Genomic DNA, 13,561 nt, shown 5'->3' with positions numbered 1-13,561 from the left:
TATAGGGGCTTATCGAGCAGGGCTGGTCATGTCCTGTCGTACTGCGCGCTCATGTCCTGATGTACTGATGTCCTGACGACCGGCTCCCTCCCGACCAGCCGCCCGAAGGGCAGACCGTTCATGCCGTCACCTCCCCGTACGCTTCCGCGCTCCCCCCTGTTCGCCCTCGCCTCCCTGTTCGCCCTGGCCGCCCCCTCGCTCCCCGCGCCCGCCGAAGCCACGGCCAGGGCGCCGGAGTTCGAGCAGCAGGTCCTCTTCAGGGCGGACCGGGACCCCGGCGGCTACGCCTGCTTCCGCATTCCGGCGATCGTCCGGACCACCGGCGACACCCTGCTGGCCTTCGCCGAGGGCCGCCTGCTGAACTGCGGTGACGCGGGCGACATCGACATCGTCGTCAAGCGCTCCACCGACGGCGGGCGCACCTGGGGCCCGCTCCGGGTCGTCAACGACGGCGGCGGCGACACCCACGGCAACCCGGCCCCGGTCGTGGACCGCGCCACCGGCCGCGTCCTGCTGGTCGAGACGTACAACGCCGGCCGTACGGACGCCGTCGGCTGCCCGGTGCCCTGCGCCCGCACTCCCCACCTTCAGTACAGCGACGACGACGGCCGCACCTGGTCCGCTCCCCGCGACCTGAGCGCCGGGATCCTGCCGCCCGACTGGAACTCCTGGTACGCCACCGGCCCCGTGCACGGCGTCCAGCTCACCGGCGGCGCCCACCCCCGACGGCTCGTGGTCGGCGTCAACGCCGAGACCTGGGACGGCGGCCGGGTCACCGCCAACCACGCGGCGCTGGTGGTCAGCGACGACGGCGGCGAGCACTGGAAGGTCGGGGCCACCGACACCTGGCCCGTGGCCGCCGACGGCACCTTCCGGCAGAAGCCGTCCGAACTCACCCTCACCGAACGCGCCGACGGCACGCTGCTGGTCAGCGGCCGGGAGGAACACGGTACCGACCTCGGCCACCGCACCCAGGCCGCCAGCCGTGACGGCGGGGACAGCTTCACCGGCCCCTTCCGGGCCCTTGCGGACCTGTACACCCCGCAGGTGCAGGGGGCCCTGCTCCGCCTCGGCGACCGGATGCTGCTGTCCGCGCCGGCCGACCCCGACCGCCGCCGGACGCTGACGATCCGTTCCTCCTACGACGGCGGCGCGACCTGGGACACCGTGGACCGCGGCACGGTCGTCACCCGCGACTGGTCCGGCTACTCCGACATGGTGGCCGTGGACGACGAGACCGTGGGCCTGCTGTACGAGGGCGGCACGGCCGACGCCCGCGACGAGATCCGCTTCGCCCGCTTCACCGAAGACTGGCTCCGGCCGCGCCGGGCCGCCGACCCCACCACCCCCGACCTCGCCGCGGGTGCCGCCCCAGCGACCGTGCTCGGCGGCGCCGGGACGACGGACGGCATGGTGGGCGGCGCGCTCGCCCTCGACGGCGCCGACGACGCCGTACGGCTGCCGTACGACGAGCGGCTGCCGCTGGGGGCCGGGGACTTCACGGTGTCGCTGTGGTTCCGGTACACGGCGGACGACGGGGAGCAGCCGCTGCTGTGGATGGGCGGGGTCGGTACCACACAGCCTCAGGTGTGGCTGCGCGCCGAGCCCGGCGACGGCCGGATCCAGGGGCTGATCACCGCGCGCGACGGCGGGGCGGCCCCGCGCTCGGCGTGGGTGCGCACCGACCGCGCCCACAACGACGGCCGCTGGCACCACCTGGCGCTGCGGCGCGGCGGGGGCCGGCTCACGCTCTTCGTCGACGGTACGACGGCCGGCGCGGCGGACGTGCCGGGCTCGGTCAGCCGGAACTCGCCGTTCGGTGTGCACATCGGCGAGCGCGTGGACGGCCGGGCCCGCTTCACCGGCGCGATCGACGAGGTGCACGTGTGGGACCGGGCCCTGACCGACGCGGAGATCGGTGCCGGAAACCCGCCCTCGGCCGGCGGGAACACCGTCCTGTACCTGCCCATGGACCGGGTGGAGGCGGGCGGCTGAGCGGCGTTGCCCCGACGGTTCAGCGACGTGCCCCCACCGGTTCAGCGGCTCCCGGTGCCGGCCGTGGGGCGCGGCGGGGTGGCGGACTCCTCGGACCCCTCGGACTTTTTGGAGGCGACCGCCTCCGGGTCGTGCGACCGGCGCTTGGCGATGACCGCGCACACCATCAGCTGCATCTGATGGAAGAGCATCAACGGCAGCACGGCCAACGAGGCCTGGGCGCCGAACAGGACGCTCGCCATCGGCAGTCCGGCGGCGAGGGACTTCTTCGACCCGGCGAACTGGATCGCGATCCGGTCCTCCCGGCCGAAGCGCAGCGCCTTCGCCCCGTACCAGGTCAGCAGCAGCATCACGGCGAGCAGTACGGCCTCGACGGCCAGCAGGCCGGCCAGCCGGGCCGGGCTGACCTGACCCCAGATGCCCCGCACCATGCCCTCACTGAACGCCGCGTAGACGACGAGGAGGATCGAGCCCCGGTCGACGAGTCCGAGGACCTTCTTGTGCCGGGCGACGAAGCCCCCGACCCAGCGGCGCAGCAGCTGCCCGGCGACGAACGGCACCAGCAGTTGCAGCACGATCGCGACCACCGAGTCGGCCGAGAACCCGCCCCCGCCGCCGAGCAGGGCGGCGGCGAGCAGCGGCGTGGCGACGATGCCCACCAGCGAGGAGAAGGACCCGGCACAGATGGCGGCGGGCACGTTGCCGCGGGCGATGGAGGTGAAGGCGATGGACGACTGGATGGTCGACGGGACCAGGGCGAGGAAGAGCAGGCCCTGGTAGAGGGGGCCGGTCAGGAGGACCGGGACGAGTCCGCGGGACGCGAGCCCCAGCAGCGGGAAGACGACGAAGGTGGAGGCCAGCACGGTGACGTGCAGCCGCCAGTGCCGCACCCCGTCCATCGCCTCGCGGGTGGAGAGCCGGGCGCCGTAGAGGAAGAAGAGGAACGCGATCGCGGCGGTGGATGCGCCGGAGGCGACGTCCGCACCCGTGCCGCGGGCCGGCAGCAGCGCCGCGAGGCCCACCGTCCCGAGCAGTAGCAGGATGTACGGGTCGATCGGCATCCGACGCGGCCATCGCAGGCGTTTCACGGCGCTCCACTTGCTCGTTCACTGTCGTCCGGCGCGGTCACGGGCCCGGGGCCACGAGCCCGAGGTCGCGGGCCCGGGCTCGCAGGTCTCCGCTCCATCCTGCTCTCTCACTCAGCGATCGGGAATCCGGTATACCGCTCTGACTGTCATCATGTTCCGCGATAACGTGGAGGGATGTACGACCCGTCCCACCTGCGTACCTTCCTGTCGGTGGCCCAGACGCTGAGTTTCACGCAGGCCGCCCGGCGGCTCGGCCTGCGCCAGTCGACCGTGAGCCAGCACGTGCGGCGGCTGGAGGACGCGGCCGGGCGGCAGCTGTTCAGCCGTGACACGCACTCCGTGGAGCTGACGGAGGACGGTGAGGCGATGCTCGGGTTCGCGCGCCGGATCCTGGAGGTGCACGAGCAGGCGACGGCCTTCTTCACCGGCACCCGGCTGGGCGGCCGGCTGCGGTTCGGGGCGTCCGAGGACTTCGTGCTGACCCGGCTGCCGGAGATCCTGGAGGGCTTCCGGCACGACCACCCCGAGGTCGATCTGGAGCTCACGGTGGAACTGTCGGGCACGCTGCACGAGCAGCTGGCCGCTGGGAAACTGGACTTGGTGCTGGCCAAGCGGCGGCCACAGGACCCCCAGGGCGAACCGGTCTGGCGGGACCGGCTGGTGTGGATCGGCGCGGAGCGACTGCGCCTCGACCCGGACCGTCCGGTGCCGCTCATCGTGTATCCGCCGCCGGGCATCACCCGCGCGCTGGCGCTGGACGCCCTGCAGCGGCAGGGCCGCGAGTGGCGCGTCGCGTGCACCAGCGGCAGTCTCAACGGCCTGATCGCGGCGGCCCGTGCGGGCCTCGGCGTGATGGCGCACTCGCGCGGTCTCGTCCCGCCCGGGCTGGTACGGGTGCCGGAGCGGGCCGGACTGCCCGAGCTGGGCCGGGTCGACTTCGTACTGGTCCACGGGCGGCGCCACCCCTCGGCGCAGGGCGCGGCGGACGCCCTGGCGTCGGCGATCCTGGCGGGCGGCGACCGGTTGCACCGGCCCCGGCGGACGGGCCTCGGATAGCCCTACGTACCGGCGGTAAGCAGGTCGTACAGATTCGGTGGAGATTACGGCGCCGAAGCTTACTCAACGGTCAGGAAAGTGTCCGACCCTTCCCCATGTGAGCGCATTTCCTCTCGCTGACCAGCGCGGACACGAGCGCTGTTCGCTTTCTGCACCCCTCCCGACCCCATCCCGCTTGGGGTAGCTTTCACCGCGCTGTGCGGGGCCGTCGGGCGTCACGAGAAGCGGGGAGCGGGGTTTGCGCGAGTTCACCAGTCCTCCGTCCACGGCGGCACCACCGGTGGGCGGTCTCGCCGACATCGTCTTCCAGCATGCCCAGGAAGACCCGCGGCACGTCGCGCTCGGCCGCAAGGACGATGCCGGACAGTGGCGGGACGTGACCGCCGGGGCGTTCCGCGACGAGGTGCTGGCCCTCGCCAAGGGGCTGCTCGCCCAGGGCGTCCGCTTCGGCGACCGGGTCGCCGTCATGTCCCGCACCCGCTACGAGTGGACCCTCTTCGACTTCGCCCTGTGGACGATCGGCGCCCAGGTGGTGCCCCTCTACCCGACCTCGTCGGCCGAGCAGTGCGTGTGGATGCTGTACGACGCCGAGGTGACGGCCGCGGTCGTGGAGCACGAGGACCACGCGATGACGATCGCCACCGTCATCGACCGGCTGCCGCGCCTGCGCGGCCTGTGGCAGCTCGACTCCGGAGCCGTCCAGGAGCTGTACGAGGCAGGCGCCCATCTCGACGACGACGTGGTGCACCGGCACCGGAAGGCGGTCACACCCGACACGCCCGCAACCGTCATCTACACCTCGGGCACCACCGGCCGTCCCAAGGGCTGTGTCGTCTCGCACGGCAACTTCATGTACGAGGCGGACACCGTCATCGAGCGCTGGGAGCCGGTGTTCCACTCCCGGAAGGGCGACGAGGCGGCGACGCTGCTCTTTTTGCCGCTCGCCCATGTCTTCGGCCGGATGGTGCAGGTCGCGGCGATCCGCGGCCGGGTCCGCTTCGGGCACCAGCCGCAGCTGAACGCCGCCGCCCTGCTGCCCGACCTGGCGGCCTTCGGGCCCACGTTCATCCTGGCGGTGCCGTACATCTTCGAGAAGGTGTTCAACGCGGCCCGGCGCAAGGCCGAGACGGAGGGGAGGGCCCGTCCCTTCGAGAAGGCCGTCGACGTGGCCGTGAAGTACGCGGAGGCGGTGGAGGCGAATGCCTGGGGCACCGGCCCCGGCCCGTCGGCGGGGCTGCGGGTGCAGCACCAGCTCTTCGACAGGCTCGTCTACGCCAAAGTGCGGGCGGCACTGGGCGGACGCCTGCGCAACGCCATGTCGGGGGGCTCGGCGATGGACCGGCGGCTCGGCCTCTTCTTCGCGGGCGCGGGCGTGCGTATCTACGAGGGATACGGTCTGACCGAGTCCACGGCGGCGGCCACCGCCAACCCGCCCGAGCGCACCCGCTTCGGCACCGTCGGGGTACCCGTGCCCGGCGTCACCGTGCGCATCGCGGACGACGGCGAAATCTGGCTGAACGGCGACAACGTCTTCCAGGGCTACCTCAACAACCCGAAGGCCACCGACGAGACCCTGCGAGACGGCTGGCTCGCCACCGGCGACCTGGGCGCGCTGGACGAGGACGGCTACCTCACCATCACCGGCCGCAAGAAGGAGATCCTGGTGACCTCCGGCGGCAAGAGTCTCTCACCGGGTCTGCTGGAGGAACGCGTCCGCGACCATCCACTGGTCAACCAGTGCATCGCCGTCGGCAACGACCGCCCCTACGTCGCCGCTCTCGTCACCCTCGACCAGGAGGCCGTCGACCACTGGCTGACGATGCGCCGGAAGCCCCGGCTGCCCGCGGCCGAGCTGGTGCACGACGCCGACCTGGAGGCTGAGGTGCGGCGCGCGGTCGTCGCGGCCGGCACGCTGGTGTCGCAGGCCGAGTCGATCCGCACGTTCCGCATTCTCGCGCAGCCGTTCACCGAGGAGCACGGGCTGCTGACCCCCTCGCTGAAACTCAAGCGCAAGGCCATCGAGAAGGCCTACGCCGGCGAGATCGAGGCGCTGTACACAGCGTGAGTTCGCGGGTCAGGAATGCATCACGGGCCGTGATCGTTGACGATGTGAGTACCACCTGACCACAACCGAAGGATCAAGAGCTCGTGAGCAGCAAGGTCCCCCCGATCATCCTGAACAACGGCGTCGAGATGCCCCAGCTGGGCTTCGGCGTCTGGCAGGTTCCGGACGACGAGGCCGAGACGGCCGTCGCCCAGGCGCTGGAGGCCGGGTACCGCAGCATCGACACAGCGGCGATCTACGGCAATGAAGAGGGCACCGGCAAGGCGCTCGCCGCCTCGGGCGTCGCCCGCGAGGACCTCTTCGTCACCACCAAGCTCTGGAACACGGACCAGGGGTACGACTCCACCCTCCGCGCCTTCGACACGTCGCTGGCGAAGCTGGGCCTGGAGTACGTCGACCTGTACCTGATCCACTGGCCCATGCCGGCCAAGGAGCGGTACGTCGACACGTACAAGGCGTTCGAGAAGCTGCACGCCGACGGCCGCGTCCGGGCCATCGGCGTCTCCAACTTCTACCCGGAGCACCTGGAGCGGCTGATCGGCGAGACGTCGGTCATCCCGGCCGTCAACCAGATCGAGCTGCACCCGCACCTCCAGCAGCACGCCGCCCGTGAGTACCACGCGGAGCAGGGCATCACCACCGAGGCGTGGTCCCCGCTCGGCCAGGGCAAGGGACTGCTGGAGGTCCCGGCGATCGTGGCGATCGCCCAGAAGCACGGCCGCACCCCGGCCCAGGTCGTGCTGCGCTGGCACCTCCAGATCGGCAACGTGGTCATCCCGAAGTCCGTGACGCCCTCCCGGATCAGGGAGAACATCGACGTGTTCGGCTTCGCCCTGGACACCGAGGACCTCGCGGCGATCAGCGCGCTGAACGAGGACCGGCGACTGGGATTCGACCCGGCGGAGTTCAACGGGGAGTGATCTACGGGGAATGAGACGCCGCCCCGCGCGAGGGGGACCGGCCGGTACGGCCGGTCCCCCTCGCGGGTCTCGGTCGGGCTGCTGCCCCGACTGCCGTCAACTACCCGGTCAGGAGGGCCGTCGGGCCGTGTAGACCGTGTGCGCCACCAGTACGAACACGTCCTGGCGCCGGTGCACGCTCGCCTCGTCCCCGGGATCGAGCAGCCGGTCCAGGGTGGCCCGGTCGCCCGTGTCCAGGCCGACCCCGACCCGGTCGCGCATCCGGGACAGCGAGGAGACGACGTGCGCGCGGGCCTCGGCCGAGACCGGCGCGGGCAGGTCGAGCAGGAAGCTGCGGGTGCCGGTGTGCTCGAGTCCCGCCGACGTCAGCAGCGCCGGCCAGTCCTCGGTCTCGGCCACCGAGCCGGGCACGTTCGCGCGCATCTCCGCGAAGAAGTCCTCCTCCACGGCGTGCATCCTGGCCTGCAGCCCGGGACGCCCGATGCCGAGGTCGCGGGGCAGGAACCGGGCGGGCAGTCCGCCCTCCAGGACCGCCAGCGTGCCGCCGGGTGTCAGGTGGCCGGCGAGCGCGGCGAGGGCCGCGCGCTGGTCTCCGAGGTGGTGCAGGCTCTGGCTGGCCCACATCAGGTCGGCGGGGTAGTCGAGTTCGCCCAGTACGCCGGGCAGGTCGCCGGCGAGGATGCCGAAGCGGTCGCCGACGCCCAGCCGGTCGGCGCGGGCGCGGGCCCGCTCCAGCAACGCTCCGGCGCCGTCGACGGCGACGACACGGGCGCCGGGGAAGGCGTCGGCGAACAGGCAGGAGACGACGCCGGGGCCGCTGCCGACGTCGACGATCAGGCCGGGCTCGGTCACCTCGCGTGCCAGCCAGGTCATGGCCTGCCGGTACAGCGGTGCGTACAGCTCCGCCTGCGCCTCCAGGAGCGGGGCCATCTCGGCCCAGTCCATATGCTCGTGGCCGTGGCCGTGGCCGTGGTCCTGGCCGTGGCCGTGGTCCTGGCCGTGTACGGGGTCGTGCTTGTGCTGGTGGTCGTGCGCCATGCTGGTCAGCCTCCCGTTCGCGATGCCGCCAGGGTGCGACGACTCACCACGTCGGGGCAAATCACTTTGCCACAATCGCAAAAGGGCACCACCGGGGTCCGATCCGGAGACCGGACCCCGACGGCGTCACCTACACGGGAGCCCGCTTACGGCAGCGGCGGGTAGGCGTTCTTCATCAGCTCCTGGAACTGCGCGGAGAACCAGTGCCCGGAGATCGGGGCGTTGTCCAGGGCGCCTGACGGGTTGTTGCCGTTGCGCTCGTTGCCCCCGTACGTCGGGTCGCACATCCGGTCGAAGCCCTTGCCCTCGTCGTTGTCGATCGGCTCGCTCGCGCCGTCGGACTCGCCCGGGGGCTTCATCCAGACGTACGCGTCGATCCCGGCGGCGGGAGAGGCCTGCGGGCGTTCGCCGAGGCCCGCTCCGGACTGGTTGCACCAGTTGCCGAGGTGGATGCGACGGTCGTAGCGGCCTTCGTCCACGTAGGCGTTGACGTCGGTCTGCGGGCCGGGACCGGCGGGCCGGGCGGCGCCGCCCCAGCCGTTGCGGGAGGTGTCGATCAGCATGCCGAGGTTCTGGTCGAAGCCGAGTGTGACCAGCTTGTCGCGCATGGCCTGGGCGTAGGAGAGCTCGTCGGTGTACTGGTTCCAGTCCACCCAGTCGGACTGGCGCACGGGGGTTCCGTTCACGGAGTCCGTGATCTTGAAGTTCTCCTCCTTCAGGGCGCTGTAGTTGGCGGTGTTGACGATGAAGCCGTGCACGTCGTCGACGGTCGCCCCCTCGGTGGTGGCGGCGGTCTTGAACATGTCGGCGGAGGGGCCGAAGTTGCTGTCCCAGCCGAGCCAGCCGTGGTGGCCGGCGTCGACGTAGTTGTAGACGTTGGCGGTGTCGCCGAGCTTGTTCAGGGCGTAGCCGACGCCCTTCTGGTAGTTGCCGTTGGCCTTCATCACGTCGCAGTTCTTCGTGGCGGTCGGCCGCCCGCTGACGTTGGTGACCAGGTTGGGCAGCGAGTCGATCTCGACCGTGGTGACGATCCTGAGGTCCGCGTACTTCGGGTCGGCGAGGATCGCGGCGATCGGGTCGATGTACTCGGTCTTGTACCGGTCGATCTCCGTCGCGCCCAGTTCTCCGTTGGAGGCGAGGGCCGCGCAGTCGCGGCCGGGCAGGTTGTAGATGACGAGCTGGATGGCGAGTTCGCCGGAGCCCTTCTGCGCCAGCGCCTCGTCCAGGTGGTCGCGCAGACCCATGCCGCCGTTCACGCCCTCGATGGCGGCGATCCGGTCGAGCCACACACCGGTGGGCTGGTCGGAGATGCGGTCACCGCCGGGTTCGGCGGCGGCCTTCTCCTGCCACTCGGGGTTCACGTAGACCTTGGCGCCGTCGTAGGGGTTGTCCACCCGGTCGGACGGGCCACCCGGCTCCGGCGGGTCGGTCGGATCCGGATCGGTCGGGCCCGGGTCGGTCGGGCCGCCGTCGTCGACGTTGCAGGTCTCGCCGTTGAGGGTGAAGGTGGCCGGGATCGCGTTGCTCCCGCTGTAGGTGGCCTGGAAGCCGAAGCCGGCCGAGCCGCCCGTGGACAGGGTGCCGTTGTACGACTCGTTGGCCGCGGTGACGGCGGCACCGCTCTGACTGACCTTCGCGTTCCAGCTGTTGCTGACCTGCTGGTTGCCGGCGTACGTCCACCCCAGCGACCAGCTGGAGGTGGCGGCGCCGTTGTTGGTGACGGTGACGGCCGCGGTGAAGCCGCTGCCCCAGTCGTTCTGTATCTCGTAGTCGACGGTGCAGGGGACGGCCGCCGCGCCGGCGTTCGCGGAATGGGCGGCGAAGGCCGTGCCGGACGCCCCGGCGACCAGCGTCAGGGCAGCGAGCATCGCGGTTCTGCTACGGGTCATGAGTGCGGGTTCCTTCTTTCGTGGGGGTGCGGGTGCTGTCGTGCCGGGCCGCGCGCCAACCGGGCGCGGCCCGCCGCCGAACGGCATGGGGGTGCCGTGGCGGGAGATCAGGAACGGCCCGCGGGCACGGTGGGACCGCCCGGGGGATGTGCGAGCCGGCACACCGGCCGATGACGCGTGGGACCGGCCGCGACCGCGGCTAAAAGTCCTGAACACGGAAGGTGGAGCGGGGGATGTCGCATGAGCGACTCCTTGCAGTTCGGGCGCGCCGTGACGAACGCGTCGACTGATGGAACCGCTCCCACTGGTGCCGATGAAGGTAGCGCCAAGTGACGGTGAAGACCAGAGGAGTCACCGACTTTCTCGCGGCGACCTCTGTCGAATCTTTTCGACTGTTCACACCTCTTGACCGCTGTGGACCCGCTCTTCACTATGGGAGCGCTCCCACTGGTTCAAGGCTTGTTGCTCCTCCCCCACCGCTCCCGAGCCGCAGGAGGAACCAGCACCATGCACCCCCGACACAGACCCGGACGCCGCACCACGCGGCGACTGTGGACGGCCGCACTGGCAGCTCTCGCACTCCCCCTCACGATGGTGGGCACCGGATCGACTCCCGCCCGGGCCGCCGCCCTCCGGTGCAGCGTGGACTACCGGACCAACGACTGGGGCTCCGGCTTCACCGCGGAGCTGACGCTCACCAACCGCGGCGGCGACGCCATCGACGGCTGGACACTGACGTACGACTACGCGGGCGACCAGAAGCTGACCAACGGCTGGAACGGCACCTGGTCCCAGTCCGGCCGGACCGTCACCGTGAAGAACGCCTCGTACAACGCGACGATCGCCGCCGGGGCCGCTGTCACGACCGGCGGGCAGTTCACGTACAGCGGCACCAACGCCGCGCCCACCGGCTTCGCGGTCAACGGCACCGTCTGTGCCGGAGAGCACCAGCCGCCCATCACCGTGCTGACCAGCCCGGAGGCGGGCGCGGTGTACTCGCAGGGCGAGGCGGTCCCGCTGGCGGCCACGGCGGCCGCCGCAGACGACGCCACGATCAGCAAGGTGGAGTTCTACGACGACACCACGCTGCTGGGCACGGACACCAGCTCGCCCTACACGCACTCCGCCTCCGGATTGACCGTGGGCAGTCATTCCCTGGTGGCGAAGGCGTACGACAGCACAGGCGCCTCCGCGAGCTCGACACCGGTCGGCATCACGGTCGCATCGGGACCCACCGTGGTGGCCGCACCCACCCAACTGGGGGTTCAGCAGGGCGAGTCCGGGACGTACGAGGTCAAGCTCTCGAAGCAGCCGACCGCGAACGTCACGGTGACCACGGCCCGAGCGAGCGGCAACACCGGCCTGACCGTCTCCGGCGGCGCGAGCCTCACCTTCACCCCGTCGAACTGGGACACCGCCCAGAAGGTGACCATCGCGGCCGACGCCTCCGGCACCGGCTCGGCCCTCTTCGAGTCGACGGCGCCCGGCCACGGCAAGGCCGCGGTCAACGTGACCCAGCTGGCCGCCGCGAAGGACTACGACGCCCGCTTCCTGGAGCTCTACGGGAAGATCACCGATCCGGCGAACGGCTACTTCTCGCCCGAGGGCATCCCGTACCACTCGGTCGAGACGCTGATCGTCGAGGCGCCGGACCACGGGCACGAGACCACGTCCGAGGCGTACAGCTACCTGCTGTGGCTCCAGGCCATGTACGGCAAGGTCACGGGCGACTGGACGCGGTTCAACAACGCCTGGGAGATCATGGAGACGTACATGATCCCCACGCACGCCGACCAGCCGTCCAACTCGGCCTACAACGCCTCGAAACCGGCGACGTACGCACCCGAGCTGGACACGCCGGACGAGTACCCGGCACCCCTGGACGGCGCGGTCTCCGTCGGCCCGGACCCGATCGCCGCCGAGCTGAAGTCGGCGTACGGCACGGACGACGTCTACGGCATGCACTGGCTCCAGGACGTCGACAACACCTACGGCTACGGCAACTCGCCCGGCAACTGCGAGGCGGGGCCTTCGGACACCGGCCCGTCGTACATCAACACCTTCCAGCGCGGCGCGCAGGAGTCGGTGTGGGAGACGGTGCCGCAGCCGACCTGCGACGCCTTCAAGTACGGGGGGCCCAACGGCTACCTCGACCTGTTCACCGGTGACGCCTCGTACGCGAAGCAGTGGAAGTTCACCAACGCCCCGGACGCCGACGCGCGGGCCGTGCAGGCCGCGTACTGGGCGGACATCTGGGCCGAGGAGCAGGGCAAGGGCGACGAGATCGCCGGCACCCTCGACAAGGCCGCCAAGATGGGCGACTACCTGCGCTACGCCATGTTCGACAAGTACTTCAAGAAGGTCGGCGACTGCGTGGGGCCGACGAGCTGCCCGGCCGGCACCGGCAAGGACTCCTCGCACTACCTGCTGTCCTGGTACTACGCCTGGGGCGGCGCCGTGGACAGCTCGGCGGGCTGGGCCTGGCGCATCGGCTCCAGCCACACCCACGGCGGCTACCAGAACCCACTGGCCGCGTACGCGCTGAGCACCTACGACGACCTGAAGCCCAAGTCGGCCACGGGTGTTCAGGACTGGGCCAAGTCCCTCGACCGGCAGGTCGAGTTCTACCGCTGGCTGCAGTCCGACGAGGGCGCAATCGCGGGCGGCGCGACCAACAGCTGGGCGGGCCGGTACGCGACGCCGCCGGCCGGTACGCCGACCTTCTACGGCATGTACTACGACGAGAAGCCGGTGTACCACGACCCGCCGTCCAACCAGTGGTTCGGCTTCCAGGCGTGGTCCATGGAGCGGGTCGCCGAGTACTACCAGCAGAGCGGCGACGCGGCGGCCAAGGAGGTTTTGGACAAGTGGGTCGACTGGGCGCTGTCGGAGACGACGGTCAACCCGGACGGCACCTTCCTGATCCCCGCGACGATGCGGTGGTCGGGGCAGCCCGACACCTGGAACGCCTCCTCCCCGGGTGACAACAGCAACCTGCACGTCACCGTCTCGGACTACACCAACGACGTCGGTGTGGCGGCGGCGTACGCCAAGACCCTGACGTACTACGCCGACCGCTCGGGCGACACGGAGGCGGCCGCGACCGCCAAGGCGCTGCTCGACGGCATGTGGGAGAACAACCAGACCGCGCTCGGCATCGCCGTCCCGGAGACCCGCGCCGACTACGACCGCTTCGACGACCCGGTGCACGTCCCGAGTGGCTGGACCGGGACCATGCCGAACGGCGACACGATCGACGCGTCGTCGACCTTCGCCTCGATCCGCTCCTTCTACCAGGACGACCCCGCCTGGTCGCAGATCGAGAGCTACCTCGCGGGCGGTGCCGCGCCCACCTTCACGTACCACCGGTTCTGGGCCCAGGCGGACATAGCCCTCGCCATGGGCTCGTACGCGGAGCTACTGGAATAGCCCCCGCGAAGCGCTCCGCGGGCCGGCGGTTCTCCGGCCCGCGGAGCGCTTGACGGCTCCGCGTGCACGGTCTTGTCACCG

Annotated in this window: 8 protein-coding genes; 5 read left to right on the top strand and 3 right to left on the bottom strand. The window is 71.0% G+C overall.

Annotation, left to right across the window (positions count from 1 at the left end):
* The first annotated feature begins 120 nt into the window (after nt 1-120).
* Nucleotides 121-1,995: an exo-alpha-sialidase gene (locus tag ABEA26_RS02355; RefSeq protein WP_345588684.1), complete on the top strand. Its 1,875-nt coding sequence runs from the start codon at nt 121-123 to the stop codon at nt 1,993-1,995.
* 41 nt (nt 1,996-2,036) lie between these two features.
* Here the strand turns inward: ABEA26_RS02355 and ABEA26_RS02350 are convergent, their stop codons facing one another.
* Complete coding sequence (locus ABEA26_RS02350) at nt 2,037-3,056, bottom strand: bile acid:sodium symporter family protein (protein ID WP_345588715.1); 1,020 nt, start codon at nt 3,054-3,056, stop codon at nt 2,037-2,039.
* A gap of 201 nt (nt 3,057-3,257) precedes the next feature.
* Between ABEA26_RS02350 and ABEA26_RS02345 the strand changes: the two genes are divergently transcribed.
* From ABEA26_RS02345 to ABEA26_RS02335, 3 genes are all read left to right on the top strand, one after another.
* On the top strand, nt 3,258-4,139 hold the full coding sequence (locus ABEA26_RS02345) for a LysR substrate-binding domain-containing protein (protein WP_345588682.1): 882 nt from the start codon (nt 3,258-3,260) through the stop codon (nt 4,137-4,139).
* Between the two features lie 238 nt (nt 4,140-4,377).
* Entirely contained in the window at nt 4,378-6,204 is a 1,827-nt protein-coding gene (locus ABEA26_RS02340) for an AMP-dependent synthetase/ligase (RefSeq protein WP_345588680.1), read from the top strand.
* A gap of 83 nt (nt 6,205-6,287) precedes the next feature.
* Nucleotides 6,288-7,124 carry an aldo/keto reductase gene (locus tag ABEA26_RS02335; RefSeq protein WP_345588678.1) on the top strand — a complete coding sequence of 279 codons (837 nt, stop codon included), beginning with the start codon at nt 6,288-6,290 and terminating at the stop codon, nt 7,122-7,124.
* Between the two features lie 108 nt (nt 7,125-7,232).
* Here ABEA26_RS02335 and ABEA26_RS02330 read toward each other — a convergent pair whose 3' ends face one another.
* Together ABEA26_RS02330 and ABEA26_RS02325 are read right to left on the bottom strand one after the other, a co-directional pair.
* Nucleotides 7,233-8,162: a class I SAM-dependent methyltransferase gene (locus ABEA26_RS02330; RefSeq protein WP_345588677.1), complete on the bottom strand. Its 930-nt coding sequence runs from the start codon at nt 8,160-8,162 to the stop codon at nt 7,233-7,235.
* A 146-nt stretch (nt 8,163-8,308) separates the two neighbouring features.
* Nucleotides 8,309-10,051, bottom strand: coding sequence for a glycoside hydrolase family 6 protein (locus tag ABEA26_RS02325; RefSeq protein ID WP_345588675.1), 1,743 nt, complete (start codon nt 10,049-10,051; stop codon nt 8,309-8,311).
* A 507-nt stretch (nt 10,052-10,558) separates the two neighbouring features.
* On the opposite strand from ABEA26_RS02325, the gene ABEA26_RS02320 reads away from it, so the two are divergent.
* Complete coding sequence (locus ABEA26_RS02320; RefSeq protein WP_345588673.1) at nt 10,559-13,480, top strand: glycoside hydrolase family 48 protein; 2,922 nt, start codon at nt 10,559-10,561, stop codon at nt 13,478-13,480.
* Nucleotides 13,481-13,561: the final 81 nt, after the last annotated feature.

The organism is Streptomyces marokkonensis, from assembly GCF_039539045.1.
Classification (GTDB): domain Bacteria; phylum Actinomycetota; class Actinomycetes; order Streptomycetales; family Streptomycetaceae; genus Streptomyces; species Streptomyces marokkonensis.
This window is presented reverse-complemented; position numbering and strand designations above follow the sequence as displayed.